Source organism: Pseudorhizobium sp. NPDC055634, assembly GCF_053618655.1.
In genome coordinates this window covers 57,969-77,957 of the sequence record NZ_JBSHHW010000012.1, presented here as the reverse complement: position 1 = coordinate 77,957, position 19,989 = coordinate 57,969, and the positions used below count along the sequence as shown (strand labels likewise).

General features: G+C 64.8%; 17 protein-coding genes. 9 read left to right on the top strand and 8 right to left on the bottom strand.

What is annotated here, in order from left to right:
• Positions 1-48 precede the first annotated feature (48 nt).
• From ACWGPT_RS18090 to ACWGPT_RS18080, 3 genes are all read right to left on the bottom strand, one after another.
• Complete coding sequence (locus tag ACWGPT_RS18090) at positions 49-588, bottom strand: lytic transglycosylase domain-containing protein (RefSeq protein WP_452607027.1); 540 nt, start codon at positions 586-588, stop codon at positions 49-51.
• 237 nt (positions 589-825) lie between these two features.
• Positions 826-1,593, bottom strand: coding sequence for an N-acetylmuramoyl-L-alanine amidase (locus ACWGPT_RS18085; protein ID WP_452607026.1), 768 nt, complete (start codon positions 1,591-1,593; stop codon positions 826-828).
• Positions 1,590-2,330: a TerB family tellurite resistance protein gene (locus tag ACWGPT_RS18080; RefSeq protein ID WP_452607025.1), complete on the bottom strand. Its 741-nt coding sequence runs from the start codon at positions 2,328-2,330 to the stop codon at positions 1,590-1,592. Before ACWGPT_RS18080 ends, ACWGPT_RS18085 begins: the two co-directional genes overlap by 4 nt.
• Positions 2,331-2,672: 342 nt before the next feature.
• On the opposite strand from ACWGPT_RS18080, the gene ACWGPT_RS18075 reads away from it, so the two are divergent.
• From ACWGPT_RS18075 to ACWGPT_RS18065, 3 genes are all read left to right on the top strand, one after another.
• Positions 2,673-3,884, top strand: a complete 1,212-nt coding sequence (locus ACWGPT_RS18075; protein ID WP_452607024.1) for a pyrophosphate--fructose-6-phosphate 1-phosphotransferase — start codon at positions 2,673-2,675, stop codon at positions 3,882-3,884.
• A 36-nt stretch (positions 3,885-3,920) separates the two neighbouring features.
• Positions 3,921-4,556, top strand: a complete 636-nt coding sequence (locus ACWGPT_RS18070; RefSeq protein WP_452607023.1) for a LysE family translocator — start codon at positions 3,921-3,923, stop codon at positions 4,554-4,556.
• 94 nt (positions 4,557-4,650) lie between these two features.
• Positions 4,651-5,703, top strand: coding sequence for a transglycosylase SLT domain-containing protein (locus tag ACWGPT_RS18065; RefSeq protein ID WP_452607022.1), 1,053 nt, complete (start codon positions 4,651-4,653; stop codon positions 5,701-5,703).
• Here ACWGPT_RS18065 and ACWGPT_RS18060 read toward each other — a convergent pair whose 3' ends face one another.
• Positions 5,704-7,038, bottom strand: coding sequence for a serine hydrolase domain-containing protein (locus ACWGPT_RS18060; protein ID WP_452607021.1), 1,335 nt, complete (start codon positions 7,036-7,038; stop codon positions 5,704-5,706).
• A gap of 142 nt (positions 7,039-7,180) precedes the next feature.
• On the opposite strand from ACWGPT_RS18060, the gene ACWGPT_RS18055 reads away from it, so the two are divergent.
• From ACWGPT_RS18055 to ACWGPT_RS18035, 5 genes are all read left to right on the top strand, one after another.
• Entirely contained in the window at positions 7,181-8,428 is a 1,248-nt protein-coding gene (locus ACWGPT_RS18055; protein ID WP_452607020.1) for a DUF3419 family protein, read from the top strand.
• The gene (locus ACWGPT_RS18050) at positions 8,425-9,093 is read left to right on the top strand and encodes a class I SAM-dependent methyltransferase (protein WP_452607019.1); all 669 of its coding nucleotides are present in this window, start codon (positions 8,425-8,427) and stop codon (positions 9,091-9,093) included. The genes ACWGPT_RS18055 and ACWGPT_RS18050 overlap by 4 nt, the downstream gene beginning before the upstream one ends.
• 175 nt (positions 9,094-9,268) lie before the next feature.
• Positions 9,269-10,051 (top strand): glycoside hydrolase family 25 protein, encoded by a 783-nt coding sequence (locus ACWGPT_RS18045; RefSeq protein WP_452607018.1) that lies wholly within the window; start codon positions 9,269-9,271, stop codon positions 10,049-10,051.
• A 114-nt stretch (positions 10,052-10,165) separates the two neighbouring features.
• Entirely contained in the window at positions 10,166-11,350 is a 1,185-nt protein-coding gene (locus tag ACWGPT_RS18040; protein WP_452607017.1) for a lytic murein transglycosylase, read from the top strand.
• Positions 11,351-11,402: 52 nt separating this feature from the next.
• A complete protein-coding gene (locus ACWGPT_RS18035) occupies positions 11,403-12,338 on the top strand; it encodes a DMT family transporter (protein ID WP_452607016.1) in 936 nt (311 codons plus the stop codon).
• A 403-nt stretch (positions 12,339-12,741) separates the two neighbouring features.
• Here the strand turns inward: ACWGPT_RS18035 and metF are convergent, their stop codons facing one another.
• From metF to ettA, 4 genes are all read right to left on the bottom strand, one after another.
• Entirely contained in the window at positions 12,742-13,635 is an 894-nt protein-coding gene (gene metF / locus ACWGPT_RS18030) for a methylenetetrahydrofolate reductase [NAD(P)H] (protein WP_452607015.1), read from the bottom strand.
• Between the two features lie 13 nt (positions 13,636-13,648).
• Positions 13,649-14,650, bottom strand: a complete 1,002-nt coding sequence (locus ACWGPT_RS18025; RefSeq protein WP_452607014.1) for an ArsR/SmtB family transcription factor — start codon at positions 14,648-14,650, stop codon at positions 13,649-13,651.
• Between the two features lie 136 nt (positions 14,651-14,786).
• Positions 14,787-17,072 carry a methyl-accepting chemotaxis protein gene (locus ACWGPT_RS18020; protein WP_452607013.1) on the bottom strand — a complete coding sequence of 762 codons (2,286 nt, stop codon included), beginning with the start codon at positions 17,070-17,072 and terminating at the stop codon, positions 14,787-14,789.
• A 180-nt stretch (positions 17,073-17,252) separates the two neighbouring features.
• Positions 17,253-18,902 (bottom strand): energy-dependent translational throttle protein EttA, encoded by a 1,650-nt coding sequence (gene ettA / locus ACWGPT_RS18015; RefSeq protein ID WP_452607012.1) that lies wholly within the window; start codon positions 18,900-18,902, stop codon positions 17,253-17,255.
• Positions 18,903-18,990: 88 nt separating this feature from the next.
• Between ettA and ACWGPT_RS18010 the strand changes: the two genes are divergently transcribed.
• Positions 18,991-19,923, top strand: a complete 933-nt coding sequence (locus ACWGPT_RS18010; RefSeq protein WP_452607011.1) for an alpha/beta fold hydrolase — start codon at positions 18,991-18,993, stop codon at positions 19,921-19,923.
• Positions 19,924-19,989: the final 66 nt, after the last annotated feature.

The following is a 19,989-nucleotide window of genomic DNA, read 5'->3' as shown; positions in this document are numbered from 1 at the left end:
GTTCTAGCCGCTTCCGGAATCATTTTGCCAGCGCAAACCGCAGGCGCGTCAGGAGAGCAACGCCTGAACCTTGCCGCAGTACCGCTTCGAAACCGGGTTCATGCGCTTGGCGCCGTGGCCGGCATTGTACTTGAGGATCGTTCCGCAGGTCTGTCCGCCACCGAGTTCGTGCGCCTCGGCGAGATACTTCATTCCGAACTTGATGTTGGTTTCCGGATCGTAGAGGCTCTTGACGCTGCCCTTGTAGCCCATCATGCGCGCTGTGGCGGGCTTGATCTGCATCAGCCCCACTTCGCCGGCGGCGCCACGGGCCTTCGGATTGAAGTTGCTCTCAACCTGTACCACCGCATGGGCGAGGTCGACAGGTACACCATAGGCCTTGGCATACTTGGTGATGATCTTCGAATAAGGCTTGCTGGCATGCGCGGCTTCGGAAACGGCGTTCCTGGACGACGCGTATCCCGGCTTGCTGACCTTCGTTTCCAACGCGACGGTCTTCGACTTGCTCTTTTCCTCTGCGAGGGCTGCGATGGGGTGAGCAACAAGCATGGCGAAGCAGGTCGCGGCAGCAACAATCGATCTTTTCATGTCTGGAAGAATTCTCCGGATCAGGGATGCGTCCGGCAAAAGCTGGCCTCCTGCGCGCGGCGTCCTTCAGACGCTACGACAGCGGGAATGCATCCCATTTCGTTGATGTTCTGTGATCCCCCCGTCCAATGGCGGTAACCACGTTGATGGCCCCGTTTAAAACGGCCCATTTGGGAAATGATGTGGCAGGGGAATATTTTTTTGTTTTCGCGTCGGAACGATAAATCGCTTCCTGCGTTACGCCCGGTTGTATTTCGGCAGCGCCGTCAGCAACCTGTGCAACGTATCTATGGTCGAGCTATCGGCGATTCCGTCCACCCGTTCGGGGCGGAAATGACGCTGGAACGCCTCGACCACGCCCCTCGTCCGATCGCAGAATCTTCCACTGATCTCAACATCATAACCGTAGAGGGAGAGCATTGACTGCAGGGCTTCGATGGGCTGCCCGACCTCTCCCAGCTGGAAAAACCGCCCGCCCCCTACGGGTGCCGGTTGCACCCAGTGTCCGATACCCTCGGAATGGAGGGTCCCCCAGGGAAAATTCTCCCCCGGATCGACCTTGCGGATCGGCGCGACATCGGAGTGCCCAAGCACCCGTTCCGGAGCGATTTTCCACCGTTCGCCACAATCTCGACACAATTCGACGAGGGATTTTATCTGCTCTTCGGGGAATTCGGGCAGCCCGCCCGGATGTCCGGCATTGGCGATCTCGATGCCGATCGAGGCCGAGTTGACGTCCCCCTCGCCGCCCCAGCAGCTCTTGCCCGCATGCCAGGCGCGTTCCGTCTCCGGAACCAGCTGGATGATCCGCCCGTCCTCGTGAATGAAGTAGTGGCTGGAGACCTGGCTGTCGGCATTGCAGAGCCACGACAGCGCCTGGTCGTGATCAGGCATCCCGGTATAGTGAAGGAGGATCATGTCGGGCGCGCGCCCACCGGCACGGGGCCCGAAGTTCGGAGAGGGAATAACCGTTGCGCCGAGGTGATCGGCAGCGAATTGGTTCATGCAGCGCGGCGCTCTTTCTCGATCGCGGCGAAGGCCGCGTTGAGTGCTGCCATACGTTCATTTGCAGCGCCATGCAATGCCGCCGGCACGCCGCGCGCGATCAGCCGGTCCGGATGATGTTCGGATGCCAGGCGACGGTAGATGCGGCGGATTTCAGAAAGTTCGTCCGTCGGCGAAACGCCGAGCACGAGATAGGGATCGCGCCCCTCCAGGTGCACGTGGCGAGCCATGATCCGCCGGAAGTGTTCCTCGTCGATGCGGAAGATCTCCGCAATGCGGGCGAGGAAGGCAAGCTCCCCTTCATGCATCAGGCCGTCGGCCTTGGCGATGTGGAACAGCCCGTCGATGACGTTCTCAAGCATCGGGCAGTTGGCGTTGCCGCTGCCGCAGAGGTTGGCGAGCTTGGACGCATAGGCTTCGAAGCCGGCGATGTCCTGGCGCGCGAGATTGTAGAGCCGCGCCACGTTGCGGGCCTCTTCCTCGGGAAAATCGAAGATCTGCCGGAAGGCATCAACTTCTTTTTCCGTCACCACGCCGTCCGCCTTCGCCATCTTGGCGGAGAGGGCGATAATGGCGACCGAGAAGGAAACCTTGCGCCTTGTCTCGGGGTCGCCCTCGAACAATGTCCGGATAGCGTCCACCACGCGCCCGAGCGCGCTGCCGGCGGAATCGCCGATCGCACCGAGAAGCCGATCCCAAAGGGAGGAAACCTGCAGGGAGGAAAAATCAAAGAGCATGCGTGCAACTGACCAGATTACGCGCGAAGGCGCAACCCGGCAGGGCGTGCACAAACGATTAAACTCTGTTCACGTTTCCCGAACAGTAGGCGGCACTTACCTCCTTTCCGGCCGAGCTGCCCTGCCGGCTGGCGCAAGCACCGACGATGGTCCGTGACGGTTGTCCACATGCCTGCCCCGCAAGTCGACGGTTGTATCGATTAGATCGGAACTGTTGCCCGCAATCCCCTGACGAAGACCGGAAATATCGGTTTTTCTTGAGAAAATCCCTTTACAGCCCCGGCGCTCTGTTCCATCCATTGCCCACCTGCGGTCGAAGGCGAGTGTGCGAAGGAGAACATGATGGCGAAACAGAAAGTGGCGATGCTGACGGCCGGCGGACTGGCTCCCTGCCTGTCCTCGGCCGTTGGTGGATTGATCGAGCGCTATACCGATCTGGCCCCGGAGGTCGAACTGATCGCCTACCGATCCGGCTATCAGGGCCTCCTCAAGGGCGACCGGATCGAGATCACCCCGGAAATCCGCGAGCGCGCCCACCTCCTTCATCGCTATGGCGGCTCGCCGATCGGCAACAGCCGGGTGAAGCTCACCAATGCGGCGGATTGCGTGAAGCGCGGCCTCGTCAAGGAAGGCGACAACCCGCTGCAGGTGGCAGCCGACCGCCTCGCGGAAGACGGCATCACCATCCTTCACACCGTTGGCGGCGACGACACGAACACGACGGCGGCGGATCTTGCCGCATACCTTGCCGGCAACGGCTACAACCTGACCGTGGTCGGGCTCCCCAAGACGGTCGACAACGACATCGTGCCGATCCGCCAGTCGCTCGGCGCCTGGACGGCCGCCGAGGTGGGCGCCCATTTCTTCGACCATGTGAGCAACGAGCAGAGCGCGGCACCCCGCACCCTTGTCATCCACGAGGTCATGGGCCGCCACTGCGGCTGGCTGACCGCCGCGACGGCACGCAAGTACATCCAGCGCACCGAAAACAACGAATATGTCGAGCAGCTGATGATGAACACGGCGATGAAGAACATCGACGGTCTCTACCTGCCGGAAATGGCCTTCGACCTCGAAGCCGAGGCGGAGCGGTTGCGCCGCATCATGGACGACCGTGGTTATGTGACGCTTTTCGTCTCCGAGGGCGCCTGCCTCGACGCCATCGTCGCCGAGCGCGAGGCATCCGGCGAGGAGGTCAAGCGCGATGCCTTCGGCCACGTGAAGATCGACACGATCAATGTCGGCCACTGGTTCCAGAAGCATTTCGCCTCTCTCCTCAACGCCGAGCGCTCGATGGTCCAGAAATCCGGCTACTTCGCACGTTCCGCGCCCGCCAATCCCGGCGACCTGCGGCTGATCCAGAGCATGGTCGATCTGGCGGTGGACAGTGCGCTGAACAAGGTTTCCGGAGTGACCGGCCACGACGAGGAACACGACGGCCGCCTGAGGACAATCGAATTTCCCAGAATTAAAGGTGGAAAACACTTCGATCTGTCGGCAAAATGGTTCGGCGAGGTGATGGATTTCATCGGCCAGCCCTTCCGGCCCGCCTGAACCCCTTCGCCTCCGTCGAAGCCCCGGGAGGACAAGATGACGATCGAGACATGGATGGCCTTCTGCGCTGCCAGCCTGGCATTCATCCTCCTGCCGGGACCGCTCGCCAGTCTTGTTGCGCGCTACGCGCTGCACAGGGGTCGCCTAACGGCCCTTGTGACCGTTCCGGCGGTCTCCCTAGGATTGGCCGCAGCCTTCGCGGTGGCGATGCTTCCGGTCGCGGCCCTGGCGACGATCCTGCCCGGCGCCACAGGACCTCTCGCCTGGCTCGGCTTGGTCTATCTCATGCTCTACGCCGTCTGGTCCTTCCAGGAGCCTTCGGCCCGCGGGCCGCGTTCGGCCAACGACAATCTCCCGGAACAGCGGCGGCTCGGGATCTTCGTCCATCTGCTCGCGATTCCGCTCCGGAAGGGACGCTATGTTGCGGCTCTCGCCGCCTTTGGCGTCCAGTTTGCCGGCGCCGCGGCCGGCGATATCGCCGTGCTGATGGAGATGCAGGCCGTGTTTCTCCTTGCGATCGCGGCCGGATGCCTGGTCCACGTGGTCTATCCGGACTGGGCGCTGGCGCGGCGCGGACGCCCTGCCCTGCCCGGACCAGCTTCGCACAAGATGCACACGCGATTCATCGCGCGGCGCGCCGTGACCGCGGGCTACAGGCGCATTGCCGCCTGATAGCTTGCCGGTTGCGGGGCAATCAGATAAATGAATCTGTCAGTTCGGCGACGTCGGGGCGGCGGGGACAACGAAAAATAATGGAAGCGACCCAATGGCGATCAACCGATTCCTGAGCCGTACGGCAGGGGCAACTCTTGTCGTGACCACGGCGCTTGCAGGCTGTTCCAGCGTTGAAACTGCTCCCGGCAAGACGGTCCGGCTGACCACGCCCGCCCCCCATGGCGGTAAGAACCCGCAGACGGCCGACGCCCCGCAGGCGACCACCGAGGCGACCACCGAGGTCGCAGCCGTCGGCGAGACAGCCTCTCAGGACGCTCCCCTGTCCAAGACCGGACGAATCCGTATCGCCGTTCCCGACAGCCCGTCGGTCGCAACGGTGCAGTCCGCCGCGATGGCCTCGCCGGAAATGGCTCCGCAGGTCGCCTATGCCGCCATCGATCCGGTATCTGCGACGACCGCCGCCGCTGCCCTGCAGACGGTCGCGCTTCCCGCCGGACACGCCGTCGGCGCAAGAACCGCAAACCTCCTCGCGCCGGCTGCCTCGGCCGAGCCGCTCGACGCACCGGTCGCCGCACTTCGTGCAAGCGCGCTTGCCGACGACGAGGATGAACTGACACCCGACATGCGGGCCCTCCAGGCGGCGATCCCGATCCCGCGCCCGGACCTTAATCCGACCGCCTACGCGGCAAAGCCTTCCCAGCCGGCTTCCCTTGCGACCTTGCAGGGCGTGGATACCCGTTCCCTATTCCCCCCGGCGCCCGGCGACCCCTTGCCCGAAACGGCATCCGCGAGCACGCCGGAGATCAGCGCGCTCATCAAGCGCTACGCCGGCATCTACGGCGTGCCGGAATCGCTCATCCATCGCGTCGTGCACCGGGAGAGCCGCTACAACCCCAAGGCCTACCACAAGGAGGGCTACTGGGGCCTCATGCAGATCAAGTATTCGACGGCCAAGTCCATGGGCTATTCCGGCCCGCCGGACGGCCTGCTCGACGCCGAGACGAACATCAAGTACGCGGCGAAATACCTGCGCGGCGCCTGGCTCGTCGCCGACAACAGCAACGATAACGCCATCCGCCTCTATGCCCGCGGCTATTACTACGACGCCAAGCGCAAGGGCATGCTGCACGTCCTGCAGCACTAGCTATTCGGCGGCCCTCGCGATCTCGCGCACGAGGCGGGTTACCTCGTAACCGTCAGCCCTCGGCGTGAGCCCCAGCCGGATGACCGCTATCTTGCGGGAGGGAATGACCGCGATCGTCTGGCCGTCATGTCCCTGCAGGAAGAAGGTATCGCCGGGCAGCCCGGCCTCCTCCCGTCCCGTCAGCCACGTCTGCATCCGCGAATAGCGACCGCCCGAGGTCGCGTTCGGCTGCGACATGGCCCCGACGAAGCCTTCGGGAAGCAGCCGCTCGCCGCCCCAGACGCCGTCCTGAAGAAGGAAGAGCGCCAGGCGCGCCCAGTCCCTCGCCGTGGCATACATGTAGGAACTCCCGACGAAGGTGCCGGATGCATCCGCTTCCATCACGGCGCTTTCCATCCCCAGCGGATTAAAGAGCGCCTCCCGCGGATAGGCCAGCGCCTGGGAAGACGTCCCGGCATGGTCCATCCAGATGCGCGAGATCAGCACGGCGCTTCCCGACGAATAGTTGAAGCGCGTGCCCGGGGAAGCCTCCAGCGGGGCATCGGCGGCAAAGGCCGCCATGTCCGGAGCAAGGTAGAGCATTTCCGTTACGTCGGTGACGGTGCCGTAACTCTCGTTCGACGCCAGCCCGTCCTCCATGGCCAGCAGTTGCGCGAGCGTGATCTCGCTGCGCTCGTCACCCTTCCATTGCGGCAGGAGCCCCCGGTCGGAAAGCGACAGGCGCCCCTTCGCGACCAGAGTGCCGGCGAGGACGGCATTGACCGTCTTCGCCATCGACCATCCGAGAAGCGGCGTCTCGGAAGAGAACCCGTCGCCATAGGCTTCCGCGACGATCCGTCCATCCTTCACGACCACCACCGCACGCATGCCGGGACCGGTTAAGGTTTTATCTGAGAGAATTCTTGTAAACGCCGGTTGTGACTCTGTTTGTTCTCCATTCGGCCATGCGGAAGCCGCCTCCCTTGGTGGCGAGGAGACCGGCGCGTCGAGATCGGCAACCGTGCCTTCCGGCGCCACGGCACAGCCGAGACCGTCGCGATAGACCGCCTCGTTGGAGGCAAAAATCCCGAGGAGAGACGCCCGCACCCGGCGCTCCTCCTGCTCCACCTCCATCAGCCGCAGCAGCGGGTGCCCTGGCGCCTGAACGTCGACGGCGAGTATTTCTGCGGGATCTCTTCCGGCGATGAAGACATTGGAGCAGACGATCTTTGCCGCATAGCCGGCGCCGACGCGCAGCAGCGCCGGAGGTGCGAAATGGAGCCAGATCGCCGCTCCCGCGACCGTTAGGATCACCAGGGCGCCGATGACCATCCCCGCCTGCCGTAAACGCCTCATGCACCGTCTCCATGTCCGACGGCGACATGCAACCAGCAAACGCGTCCCGGCGAAAGGGGTATCGGGCGTTAGCCACAGGCCCCGTCATCACCCTGTAGCATGATCGGACTAGAGGACGGCATCGCGACGGGTGAGGTTGGTGATGGCGCATGTAACTCACGCAGCCGGCTACGGCCGCAACAAGAGGCTCCGGGACGCGCTCCTGCAGCACGGCCCGCTCAGCCGGAAGGGCTTTTCCGAACGGATTTTCGGACTGCTCTTCTCGGGGCTGGTCTATCCGCAGATCTGGGAAGACCCGGACGTGGACATGGCCGCCATGGACCTGAAGCCCGGTCATCGCCTCGTCACGATCGGCTCCGGCGGCTGCAACGTGCTTGCCTATCTCAGCCGTTCGCCGGGCCGGATCGATGTCGTCGATCTCAACCTCCACCACATTGCGCTGAACCGCCTGAAGCTCGCGGCCTTCCGCCACCTGCCCTCGCGCGCCGACGTCGTGCGCATGCTGGCAATGGCGAATGTGCCGAGCAACAGCGCTTCTTTCGACCTCTTCCTGGCGCCGAACCTCGATGCCGGCACGCGCGCCTACTGGCAGCGGCGGCGTTGGAACGGACGTCGCCGCGTCGAGGCCTTCGACCGCAACATCTATCGCAGCGGTCTTCTCGGTCGCTTCATCGCCACCGGCCACCTCATCGCCCGCCTGCACGGCGTCGACCTGACGGAGTTCGCCCGGGTCCGATCGCTGCGCGAACAGCGGATCTTCTTCGACACGCGGGTCGCGCCGCTCTTCGACAGGCCCCTCATCCGCTGGCTGACCAGCCGCAAGAGCTCGCTCTTCGGCCTCGGCATCCCGCCCCAGCAGTATGACGAACTCGTGCGCACGAGCGCGGACCGCACCATGGCGCCGGTCCTTCGCCAGCGGCTCGAAAAACTCGCCTGCCATTTCCCGCTGCGCGACAACTATTTCGCCTGGCAGGCCTTCGTCCGCCGCTATCCGGACAAGGACGAGGGCTGCCTGCCGACCTACCTTCTTCCGGAAAATTATCTCGCCATCCGCGACAATGTCGATCGCGTCGCGGTCCACCATGCGAGCTTCACCGAACTTCTCGCTCAAAAGCCGGTCGCTTCCGTCGATCGCTACGTCCTTCTCGACGCCCAGGACTGGATGACCGACGAGCAGTTGAACGACCTCTGGCGGGAAATCGGCAGGACGGCCGCGCCGGGCGCCAGGGTGATCTTCCGGACGGCCGGCGAGGCGAGCATCCTCGAAGGCCGCGTCCACGGCGCCATCCTCGGGCGCTGGACCTACCTGAGGGAGCGGTCGCAGGAACTGACGCTTCAGGACCGCTCGGCGATCTATGGCGGCCTCCACGTCTACGAGCGGCGCGGATGACCGGCGCGCGACAGGCCACGCCGGACGATGTCGGCCATGCCTCGCGCATGGACCGGATGTACCGCTACCAGCGGCACGTCTACGACCTGACGAGAAAATACTATCTGCTCGGCCGCGACCGGGCGATCGCCGGCCTGCAGGTCCCCGAGGGCGGACGACTGCTGGAAGTGGGATGCGGAACGGGCCGGAACCTGATCGCTGCCCACCGCCTCTACCCCGCCGCCCGGCTGTACGGGCTCGACATATCCGCCGAGATGCTGGCGAGCGCCCGCCGGCACTTCGCCCGGCGGGCCGCAAAGCCGGTCCTGCTGCGCGCCGACGCGGCCGGGTTCAGGGCGACCGGCTTCGCGACCGACGGCTTCGACCGGGTGCTGATCTCCTATGCCCTGTCGATGATCCCCGACTGGGAGGGCGCAATCGATGCCGCGCTTGACGCGCTTGCCCCCGGCGGCTCCCTGCACATCGTCGATTTCGGCCAGCAGGAACGCCTCCCGCGCTGGTTCAGGTCTCTTCTCGTCGGCTGGCTGAAACGCTTCGACGTGACGCCCCGCGCCGGCCTCCTAGCGGCGCTCGAAGCAAGGCTTGAGCGGGCCGACGCCGACATGATCTTCGAGGAAATCCTCGGCGGCTATGCCTGGCATGCAATCGTGCGAAGGCGCGGCTGACGCGTTTCCCTCTCCGGCTCCCTTGCTGCCCCCCTTTGTAGCCCCCCTTGTAGCCCCCCTTGTAGCCCGGCTTGTAGCCCCCCTTGCCAGCGCCCGGCTTTTGCGGCGTTATGTGGCACGAGAGTGCAACTCAGGGAACGCTCCGGCGCCGCCTGACCCAGCAGACGGAATTTGCATGTACCGGCTTTCCCTCGCGCTCCTTGCGGCATCGCTTCTGCTCAGCGGCTGCACGGTCGCGGCCTATGACGCGCTCAGCACGGAATCGATCGCCAAGCCGCGCTTCGGGGACAATGATCCGGTCAATTTCGGACAGCGCCATCCGCAGCTCCATGACGTCCACGGCATCGACGTGTCCAAGTGGAACGGCGAGATCGACTGGCCGGCAGCCCGCAAGTCGGGCGTCGCCTTCGCCTTCGTCAAGGCGACCGAGGGCAAGGACCGGATCGATTCGGCCTTCGAGCGCAACTGGCGTGGCGCCGCCGCCGCAGGCCTCCCGCACGCGCCCTACCACTTCTATTATTTCTGCTCGACCGCCGACGAACAGGCGGACTGGTTCATCCGCAACGTGCCCAAGGCCGCCGTCCGGCTTCCGCCGGTCCTCGACGCGGAGTGGAACCACGCATCGCCTACCTGCAAGCTGCAGCCGCCGCCGGCCACCGTCAGAGCGTCGCTGCAGCGGTTCATGGACCGGATCGAGGCCCATTACGGCAAGCGGCCGATCATCTACACCACGGTCGATTTCCACCGCGACAACCTCGTCGGCCATTTCGACGACTACCACTTCTGGGTCCGCTCCACCGCCGCCCATCCGGAGGATATCTACGCGTCGCGAACCTGGGCTTTCTGGCAATATACGGCGACCGGCGTCGTGCCCGGCGTCAACGGCGATACCGACATCAACGTCTTTGCCGGAACGCAGAAGAGCTGGCAGGCCTGGGTGGCCACCGTCTCCGACTGAGACGAGGGTGCCGCCCGCCTTGTGCGCCCACCCCTCTGCCTGCCCGGCTGCTGCCGCGCTTCCGTCACAATGTTTGCCGAGACGATGAGGACGCTCATCGCATGGAGAACCCGAATGTCGCCTGTCCGTAGCCTCGCCCTGTCCGCCCTCCTGTCGACATGCATCGCCCTTCCCGCCGCCGCGCAGAGCTGCGGCGGAGACCTCGGCGCCTTCCTCGCGGGCGTCAGGGCCGAAGCGGTGGCGAAGGGCATTCCCGCCGAGGTCGCGGACCGGGCCCTTTCCGGTGCAAGGATCGACGAGAAGGTCCTCTCCCGCGACCGGGCCCAGGGCGTCTTCAAGCAGACCTTCCTGGAATTCTCGCAGCGGACGGTCAGCAAGGCGCGCCTCGACATCGGCAGCCAGAAGATCCGGCAGTATGCGGATGTCTTCCAGCGGGCCGAGCAGGAGTTCGGCGTTCCCGCCGGCGTCATCGCCGCCTTCTGGGCGATGGAGACGGACTTCGGCGTCGTCCAGGGCGACTTCAACACCCGCAACGCGCTCGTGACCCTTGCCCACGACTGTCGCCGGCCGGAGCTTTTCCGGCCGCAATTGCTGGCGCTGGTCGAGATGGTGCAGCACGGCGATCTTGAGCCGGAGACCAATACCGGGGCCTGGGCCGGCGAGATCGGACAAGTGCAGATGCTGCCCGAGGACATCATCGCCTATGGCATCGACGGCGACGGCGACGGGCATGTCAACGTCAAGGACAGCGCGCCCGACGCGATCCTGACGGCGGCGAAGTTCATCCAGAGCCTCGGCTTCCGCCGCGGCGAGCCCTGGATACAGGAAGTCACCCTGCCGGCCGATCTCCCCTGGGAGAAGACCGGCCTCGGCAACGAGGTACCGGCGTCCGAATGGTTTGCGATGGGCGTCGAGCCGCGCGACGGCAATACCGGGTTCGGGTCCCTCCCCGCTGCCGTGGTGCTGCCGCAGGGCCGCAATGGCCCGGCCTTCCTGACCTATCCCAACTTCAACATCTACCTGGAATGGAACCAGTCCTTCATCTACACGACCTCGGCCGCCTATTTCGCGACCCGGCTGATGGGGGCTCCGGCCTACCAGAAGGGCAACCCGGCGACCGGTCTGGACGACGCCTCCATGAGGTCGCTGCAGACCAAGCTGCAGTCCCTTGGGCACGATGTCGGCAAGGTGGACGGGATCCTCGGTTCCGGCACCCGCCGGGCGGTACAGAAGGAACAGGCCCGGCTCGGCATCCCTGCCGACGGCTGGCCGACGCAGGAACTTCTGCAGGCGCTCTGATCGGGCGGGTCAACGGGCGCGGCCACACTGCCGGCGAGGAAGGGAGTAACGGATGTCGACAGCCTCCAGCCCGCGCCTGACGCTCACGTCATGGGCCCTGTTGCTGCTCCTCGGACTGATCTGGGGCGGCTCCTTCTTCTTCGGGCGGATCGCGGTCCTTGAAGTGCCGCCCTTCACGCTCGTCTTCCTGCGGCTCTCGCTGGCGGCGATCGCCCTGCACGTCTATCTGCACGGGCGGTTCGGTCTCTACGCGACGATCCGCAGCCGATGGCGGGATTTCGTCATCCTGGGCTTCATCAACAACGCACTGCCGCACACGCTGATCTTCTTTGGCCAGACGGAGATCGGGGCCGGCCTTGCCTCCATCCTCAACGCGACGACGCCGATCTGGACCGTGCTCATCGCCAACCGCTGGACGACCGATGAAAAGCTCACCGCCGGGAAGATCGCCGGCTGCCTGACCGGGCTTGCGGGAACGGTTGTCCTTCTGGGGCCTGCCGTGACCTCGGCCGCGCATGCGCCGTTTTGGGCCCTCACGCTCCCGATCCTGGCCGCGGTCTGCTACGGGATCGCAGGCATCTTCGGCAAGCGCTTCCGCGACGTACCGGCGCCGGTGACCGCCACCGGCCAATTGACCGCCTCTTCCCTCATGATGCTGCCCGTCGCCCTTCTCGCGGATCAGCCATGGTCGCTGCCGATGCCCGGAACGGCGGCGATCCTTGCAATCCTCGGCCTGGCGCTGGTGTCCACCGCCTTCGCCTACCTCCTCTTCTTTCGCCTCCTGACGCTCGCCGGGGCCACCAATGCGTCGCTCGTCACGCTCCTCGTTCCTCCGAGCGCGATCCTCCTGGGCGCGATCTTCCTGGGCGAGCGGCTGATGCCGACCGACATCGCCGGACTGGCGCTCATCGCGCTCGGGCTGCTGGTGCTCGACGGGCGGATTCTGGAGCGTCTCCGGGGCCAGGAAAGACCGGGGCGGATCGGCTAAAACCGCCTCGCCTCCTCACAATCTGTATCGCTTGGTAACAAGCGGCGACCCGTTCTTAATGAATTATAAAGCAATATTAACGCCACGTTTTATATATGATTTCAGCGCCTTACGCTGAAACGACATAAGAATTCCGGCCGCCCGCTGCTGCGCCGCAACACAGAAATCGCTTTCCAACGGCCGAAATTTCGACATAAACTCCTCCAGTCAACGCAAGGAGGCAGACATGGGACGTGTATACTCTCTTAATGTCCTCGTAGTCGGTGCAGCGTTTGTGTTCGTGGCTTCCATGCTCTTTATCTGAGCGCCCACAATCTCTCCGCACCTGGACATATCTGGCATCCGTGACACTAGGATAAAAGTTTGACAGACTGGAAACGCAGCTCCCGCGAGCTGCGTTTTCTCATGCTGCGGCGCCTGCCTCCGCGCGTCGGGCGCGCCCCAGCAGCTCCAGCACCTGGTTGACGAGGCTGGACCGGTTCATCGTGTATATGTGGAAGTCCGTCACGCCTCGGCCGATAAGATCGTCGATCTGTTCGGCGGCGACGTCGGCGGCCACCCTGGCGCGCTCCTCAGGCCTGTCCTCGTATCCCTCGAAACGCTTGTCGAGGAACGACGGGACGGAAGAGCCGCAGCGGCCGGCAAACCGCTTCAGCTGCGTCAGGTTCTGGATCGGCATGATACCCGGCACGATCGGCATGGTGATGCCCGCCGCCCGCACCTTCTCCAGGTAACGCTCGTAGAGGTCGTTATCGAAGAAGAACTGCGTCAGGGCGCGAGTGGCGCCGGCATCCGCCTTGCGTTTCAGCATGTCGATATCGGCGTCGAGATCCGCGCTTTCAGGATGCTTTTCCGGGTAGGCGGAAACCGAAATGTCGAAACTGCCGAGCCCGCGCAGCCCGCTCACCAGTTCGGCCGCGTTGGCATAACCCTCGCTGTGCGGCCGGTATTCGGTCCCGATGCCGCTTGCCGGATCACCGCGCAGCGCCACGATCCGGCTGACGCCGGCGGCACGGAATTCCTCCACGACGCTGCGCGTCTCCTCACGCGAGGCATCGACGCAGGTCAGGTGCGCGGCGGTGGGAAGATCGGTCTCGCGGATGAGACGTCTGACGACCGCAAGCGTCGGCGCCTTTGTGGAGCCGCCGGCTCCATAGGTCACCGAGACGAAGTCGGGATTCCAGGCGCCGAGATCGAGGACGGCGTCCCACAGCTGGCCTTCCATCTCCGGGGAGCGCGGCGGAAAGAACTCGAACGAAATCCCGAAGGATCTCCGCAGCGAGGGCGTCGGTGTCATGGAGAAGGTCCTTTCAGGCCGGAGTCATTTCTTGGGATGCGACATCGTCGGCGATCAGCAGTCGACGGTCCCGGGCAAGCCATACGGTGGCCGTCAGCGACGGGCCGCCCTGCTTGTCCGCAGCGAGATCGACGACCTCCTGCACGTCGAGGCCGACCTTCTCGAGCCAGTCCGCCATCGTCTGGTGGGAAAAGCCGAGACGGACGTGAGCATGCTCATCCCGCAGGTATTCGAGGTTGTGAGGCGCGAGATCGACGATGAGCAGGCGCCCGCCGGGCCGCAGCACGCGCGCCGCCTCGGCAATCGCCCGTTCGGGCTGGTCGAGAAAGTGGAGGACCTGATGGATCGTGACGAGGTCGAAATCCTGTCCGTCCAGCGGCAGGTTGAGAATATCGCCCTGGCGCACCGAGGCCTTGACGATCCCAGCCTTGTCCAGGTTTGCGCGCGCTACGGAGAGCATGTCGCGGCTGGCGTCGATCCCGACGGCGCGGCGATAGACGTTGGAGAGCAGCTGGAGGATCCATCCGGTGCCGGTTCCGAGGTCGAGGAGCGAATCGACGGGATTGCGTCCCACGAGCTTCAGCATCGCCTTCTCGACCGCCGCGTCGCTCACCTGCAGGCGTCGCAGTTCGTCCCACTCGGTGGCATTGCGGCTGAAATAGTGCTGCGCCCGCTCCGCCCTCGCCTGCTTGACCGTCGCCAGGCGCTCCCGGTCGCGGGCAAGGATGGGGTCGTCCAGCGAAACCGCCGTCAGGAGCGTGCGGACCAGCGCCGCCGCCGTACCGTCCCGCTTGAGCCGGAAATAGGCCCAGGCCCCTTCCTGGTAGCGCTCGATCAGGTCTTCCTCGGCGAGAAGCTTCAGGTGGCGGGAAATGCGCGGCTGCGACTGGCCGAGGATTTCGGTAAGGTCGGTGACCGTAAGGTCGCCGGCGGCAACCAGCGCCAGGAGGCGAAACCTCGTCGGCTCGCCTGCGGTCTTCAGTACATCCACGAGGGTATCCAGGGAATGTCCCATCAAACCTATCCTTGCGATCAAGATATAAAGATATGTTTATATCTAATCGAAGAGCGTGGCAACCCTTAATCCCGCATGATGCAGGAAAGCGAAAGGGCGGCACGCCGGCCGCCCCTCCACGCGTCCATGAGGGCGATCAGAATTCCTGCCAGTCGTCCGCAGGCGCCTGCGCCAAGGCAGCGTTGCCGGCGGAACGGGACGCGGGACGCGCCCTCGCGGGGGTCGCCGGCCTCGCGCGCGGGGCGGCGAGTGCCGGAGCACGCATCTGGCCTGCGGCACCCCGCAGGTCCTGGACGGCGTCCCCGACCTTGAACTGCGAGAGAAGCGCGCTGAGAGCAGCGCTCTCCTGGGCGAGGCTGGCACCCGCCGCGTTCATCTCCTCTACCATCGCCGCATTCTGCTGCGTCGCGTGGTCCATATGGTTCACGGCGGTGTTGACCTCGGTAAGCCCGGCCGCCTGTTCCTGCGCCGCCGTCGCAATGGCATCCATGTGCGTGTTGATCGCCTGCACGAGGTTCTCGATCATCCCGAGCCCCTCGCCCGTGTCGTTCACGAGACGAACGCCCTCGCCGACGGCGAGCGCGGAATTGCCGATCAGGCTCTGGATTTCCTTCGCCGCGTTGGCGGATCGCTGCGCCAGTTCGCGAACTTCCTGGGCAACGACCGCAAAGCCCTTGCCCGCCTCGCCCGCACGCGCCGCCTCGACGCCGGCATTGAGCGCCAGGAGATTGGTCTGGAAGGCGATCTCGTCGATCACCGAGATGATCTGGCCGATCTGGCGGGACGAATGCTCGATGCGCTCCATGGCGGCAACGGCATTGCGGACGACCTTGCCGGACTGGTCCGCGCGCGCCCGGGCATCCCTGACGACCTCGCGGGCCTCCTCGGTACGGCGGGATGTCGCGTTGACGTTCGAGGTGATTTCCTCGAGCGCGGCGGCAGTCTCCTCGAGCGAGGCGGCCTGCTGCTCGGTCCGGCGCGAAAGATTGTCCGACGCCTCGGAAATCTCCCTGGAGCCGCCGGTCACCGTCGAGACGGATTTGCCGACGCTGGCGAGAGCCTCGCGCAACTGCGAGACAGACGTATTGAAGTCGTGGCGCAGCGGCTCGAACTGGGTGGCGAAAGGCTGCTCGATCTCGCACAACATGTCTCCGCCGGCCAGGCGCCGCAGCCCTGCGGCCAGCGCGCCGGTCGCCTGGTTGAGACGCTGCTCGGCCTCATCTTCGGCTCGACGCTGCATCTCGACGCGATCGCGCTCCGCCTGTTCGCGGCTGTTTTCCCGTTCGGCCTCGAGTTCGGCGTTGCGGATGGCCGCCTCCCGGAAGACCTCGACGGAACGCGCCATGCCGCCGATTTCGTCCCTGCGTCCCACGAAGGGGATAGCACGGGCGGTATCGCCCTCGGCAAGCGTCTTCATGCGGTCGCCGATGCCCGTGAGGGTCCGCGAGAAGTTGCGCGTCACCGCCAAGCTGAGAGCAACCACGCAGGCGACGATGAAGAACATCGATCCCGCAAGTACGGTGAGATAGGTCGTCGCCGAAGCGAGCTTTTCCTGCACCATGTGGGTCATACGGTCGCCGGCCCGATCGATCAGCGCGGAAATGAATGCGCGCCGCTCGAGGTTCGCCTTCTCCCAGAGTTCAGCTTCGCCCGGTGCCGGCGTATAGGCTTCGTTTGCGGCCATCAGCCCACGAACGCGTTCCACCGCCTGGCCGGAAGAGCCGGCGAAGAAGCCGTCGTATTCGGCAAGAATGTCGGCCGGGACCGATTCCCGAAACGGCGCGGTATAGGCACCGAGCAGACCTGCGCTGCGCATGAACATCCTGGTGGCGTCCATGCCGAGCGGCCCCTTGGCATATTCACCGGCCAGCCGGTTCAGCATCTGGTAGCCGTCGCCGACCTGCATCATGGCGTAGTAACCGGCAGCGGCGCGAGCGAAGTCGCTGTCCTGGGACATCGCGCCGGCACGACGGGTGATCTCCGCACCGGCGGCGACAGCCGGCTGCAGGACCTGAAGGGCACTGATCGAGCTTGCGGTTCCCGCATCGACTTCCTGGCGGTAGCCCGGGATCTTGGCGAAACGGGTCTTGAAGTTCTCGACGAAGGCGGCAAGCGCCGGATCGTTGAAACCCGCCGTAACCACGTCACCATACGCCTTGAGAAGGGCATCCCGGGTCTCGTCGGTTGCCTTGCGCGCCGCCGCGCGCTGGTCCGGGGCAGCCCCGCTTTCGGCAGGAATGAGGACAGCGAGCTTGCCACCGGCTCTCGCGACGCGCTCCAGCAGAACCGCGTTCTGGGCAGCCGCCCGCTCCTCGTAGGCTTCGTAGGTCAGCCAGCCCCCGAACGTGATCGCGGCGGCGAGCGGCACGACCGTCAGGATTGCAAGGGATTGGCGAACGGAAAGGCGTTGTATGAATGACATGAAAACTTCCTCTGGGTCGTCCTCATGACGGCATGCTGCAGCTCCTCATCCACTGCATGCTCCTTGCTAGCCAAGGCTTACTAACAAATCTTTATGCAACTTTGGTCTCGACAGAATCCCGCAGACGAAAACGGGCCACCCTGAGGCGGCCCGTTTCTGTGACTATAAGGGCGGAACCGGTCAGCGCGTCAGGCGCTTGTAGGTGACGCGCTTCGGATTGACGGAATCGGGGCCGAGGCGACGGATCTTGTCCTGCTCGTAGTCCTCGAAGTTGCCCTCGAACCATTCCACATGGCTGTCGCCCTCGAAGGCGAGGATATGCGTCGCGAGGCGGTCGAGGAACATGCGGTCGTGGCTGATGATGACCGCGCAGCCGGCGAAGTTTTCGAGCGCGTCTTCCAGCGCCGACAGCGTCTCCGTGTCGAGATCGTTCGTCGGTTCGTCGAGCAGGATGACGTTGCCGCCCGACTTCAGCATCTTGGCGAGGTGCACGCGGTTGCGCTGGCCGCCGGACAGGTTGCCGACCTTCTGCTGCTGGTCGCCGCCCTTGAAGTTGAAGGCGCCGCAATAGGCGCGGCTGTTCATCTCGTGCTTGCCGAGCTTGATGATGTCGTTGCCCCCCGAGATCTCTTCCCAGACATTCTTCGAACCATCGAGAGAGTCGCGACTCTGGTCGACATAGCCCAGGTGGACGGTCTCGCCGATATTGATCGAGCCCGTATCCGGCTTCTCCTGACCGGTGATCATCCGGAAGAGCGTCGTCTTGCCGGCGCCGTTCGGACCGATGACGCCGACGATTCCGCCGGGCGGGAGCTTGAAGCTCAGGTTCTCGAACAGCACGCGATCGCCATAGGTCTTGGAGATGTTCTCCGCTTCGATGACGACATTGCCGAGGCGCTCGCCGACCGGAATGATGATCTGAGCCTCGCCGGGACGCCGATTTTCCGCTGCAGCAACCAGCTCGTCATAGGCGCGGATACGAGCCTTCGACTTTGCCTGACGCGCTTTCGGGCTCGACGCGATCCACTCCTGTTCACGTGACAGTGCCTTCTGCCTGCTGCCCTCCTCGCGCTCCTCCTGCGCCATGCGCTTGGTCTTGGCGGTCAGGTAGGCAGAGTAGTTGCCCTCGTAGGGGATGCCGCGGCCGCGGTCGAGCTCGAGAATCCAGCCGGTGACATTGTCGAGGAAGTAGCGGTCGTGGGTGACCATCAGGATGGCGCCCGGATATTCGCGCAGGTGCTTTTCGAGCCAGGCGATCGTCTCGGCGTCGAGGTGGTTGGTGGGCTCGTCGAGGAGCAGCAGGTCGGGCTGGCGAAGCAGAAGCTGGCAGAGCGCCACGCGACGCTTCTCACCGCCGGAGAGGTTGTCGATCGTCGCATCGCCGGGCGGGCAGCGCAGGGCCTCCATGGCCATCTCGACCTGGCTTTCCAGGTCCCAGAGGTTCTGGCTGTCGATGATGTCCTGGAGCTTGGCGCCCTCTTCCGCGGTCTCGTCGGAATAGTTCATCATCAGTTCGTTGTAGCGATCGAGGATCGCCTTCTTGTCGGCCACGCCTTCCATGACGTTGCCGAAGACGTTGAGGCTCTCGTCGAGCTGCGGCTCCTGCGGCAGGTAGCCGAGGGTCGCGCCTTCGGCGAGCCAGGCCTCGCCCGTGAACTCCTTGTCCAGCCCCGCCATGATCTTCAGGACCGTCGACTTGCCGGCGCCGTTCGGGCCGAGAATGCCGATCTTCGCGTCGGGATAGAAGGACAGGTGGATGTTTTCGAGGATCTTCTTGCTGCCGTAGGACTTGTTCAGTCCGGCCATGTGATAGATGAACTGGCGTGCCATTAGAAATGATGCTCCGGCGTCTGGGGGTTTGGACGCTATCTAGGCGAAACGGGCGCCGGGAGCAATGCGCGAGCGGAGGGGCAGGACAATGTTCGAGGAAACCAGGCGGCTGGAAAGCCCGACCGGGGCAAGTCTCGCCTATCATCACGAGGAGGCCGTCGCGTCCCCCTGCGGCGTGCTGCTGATCTGCCACGGCATGGTCGAGCATTCCGGGCGATACGGCGACTTTGCCCGGCTGATGAGCGCCAACGGTTTCCACGTCTATGCCCACGACCACCGCGGCCACGGCGAGACGACGGCGCCCGATGCCGTGCGGGGAAGGTTTGCGGTGCGCGACGGCGTCGCCAGGGTCGTGGACGACGTCCGGGCGATGCGGAACCTCGCGGCCGACGCACATCCGGGCCTGTCGGTCATCCTCTTCGGCCATTCCATGGGAGGCCTCATCGCCCTCAACGCCGCCTGCCGGCACCCCGAAGGCTTCCGGGGGCTCGCACTCTGGAACTCCAATTTCCATCTCGGGGCCTCGGGCCGTTTCGCGCAGCTGGTCCTGCGTGCCGAAAAGGCGTTGATGGGCGCCGATGTGCCGAGCGCCATCCTGCCGAGAGCGACCTTCCGCAGCTGGGGCCGGTCGATCCCCGGCTGGCGCAGCGAATTCGACTGGCTGAACAGCGATCCGGCCGAAGTCGATGCCTATCTTGCAGATCCGCTCTGCGGCTACGATGCGAGCATCTCGCTCTGGAACGACGTCGTCAGCCTCGCCTTCAGCGGACCGGTCATGCTGGACCGGCTGCCGCGGACGATCCCCGTCAACCTTGCCGGCGGCGCGGACGATCCCGCCACGAACGGCGGGCGCGAGGTCCTATGGCTTTCCGACCTGATGGCGCGCAAGGGCTTCCGGAATGTCACCACCCGCATATGGCCCGGCACCCGGCACGAAACCCTGAAGGAAAGGGCGGGGAAGCAGGCGATGGAGGACTTCGCACGGTGGGCGCGCGCCGCGATCGCCCCGCAAACGGAATGAAGTGATGACATTTCATCAAGTGCCTTCCGCCCTGCCCTTGGCTATAGCTTGTTCGCGGCAGCGACG

What these genes read in the sequence shown, in the direction of transcription:
- metF (WP_452607015.1), bottom strand. Translation starts at nt 13,635, where the DNA reads ATGACACCGACGCCCTCGCTGCGGAGATCCTTCGGGATTTCGTTCGAG.
- ACWGPT_RS18050 (WP_452607019.1), top strand. Translation starts at nt 8,425, where the DNA reads ATGACCGGCGCGCGACAGGCCACGCCGGACGATGTCGGCCATGCCTCG.
- ACWGPT_RS18065 (WP_452607022.1), top strand. Translation starts at nt 4,651, where the DNA reads ATGGCGATCAACCGATTCCTGAGCCGTACGGCAGGGGCAACTCTTGTC.
- ACWGPT_RS18040 (WP_452607017.1), top strand. Translation starts at nt 10,166, where the DNA reads ATGTCGCCTGTCCGTAGCCTCGCCCTGTCCGCCCTCCTGTCGACATGC.
- ACWGPT_RS18060 (WP_452607021.1), bottom strand. Translation starts at nt 7,038, where the DNA reads ATGAGGCGTTTACGGCAGGCGGGGATGGTCATCGGCGCCCTGGTGATC.
- ACWGPT_RS18090 (WP_452607027.1), bottom strand. Translation starts at nt 588, where the DNA reads ATGAAAAGATCGATTGTTGCTGCCGCGACCTGCTTCGCCATGCTTGTT.
- ACWGPT_RS18085 (WP_452607026.1), bottom strand. Translation starts at nt 1,593, where the DNA reads ATGAACCAATTCGCTGCCGATCACCTCGGCGCAACGGTTATTCCCTCT.
- ettA (WP_452607012.1), bottom strand. Translation starts at nt 18,902, where the DNA reads ATGGCACGCCAGTTCATCTATCACATGGCCGGACTGAACAAGTCCTAC.
- ACWGPT_RS18055 (WP_452607020.1), top strand. Translation starts at nt 7,181, where the DNA reads ATGGCGCATGTAACTCACGCAGCCGGCTACGGCCGCAACAAGAGGCTC.
- ACWGPT_RS18035 (WP_452607016.1), top strand. Translation starts at nt 11,403, where the DNA reads ATGTCGACAGCCTCCAGCCCGCGCCTGACGCTCACGTCATGGGCCCTG.
- ACWGPT_RS18070 (WP_452607023.1), top strand. Translation starts at nt 3,921, where the DNA reads ATGACGATCGAGACATGGATGGCCTTCTGCGCTGCCAGCCTGGCATTC.
- ACWGPT_RS18045 (WP_452607018.1), top strand. Translation starts at nt 9,269, where the DNA reads ATGTACCGGCTTTCCCTCGCGCTCCTTGCGGCATCGCTTCTGCTCAGC.
- ACWGPT_RS18025 (WP_452607014.1), bottom strand. Translation starts at nt 14,650, where the DNA reads ATGGGACATTCCCTGGATACCCTCGTGGATGTACTGAAGACCGCAGGC.
- ACWGPT_RS18010 (WP_452607011.1), top strand. Translation starts at nt 18,991, where the DNA reads ATGTTCGAGGAAACCAGGCGGCTGGAAAGCCCGACCGGGGCAAGTCTC.
- ACWGPT_RS18075 (WP_452607024.1), top strand. Translation starts at nt 2,673, where the DNA reads ATGGCGAAACAGAAAGTGGCGATGCTGACGGCCGGCGGACTGGCTCCC.
- ACWGPT_RS18080 (WP_452607025.1), bottom strand. Translation starts at nt 2,330, where the DNA reads ATGCTCTTTGATTTTTCCTCCCTGCAGGTTTCCTCCCTTTGGGATCGG.
- ACWGPT_RS18020 (WP_452607013.1), bottom strand. Translation starts at nt 17,072, where the DNA reads ATGTCATTCATACAACGCCTTTCCGTTCGCCAATCCCTTGCAATCCTG.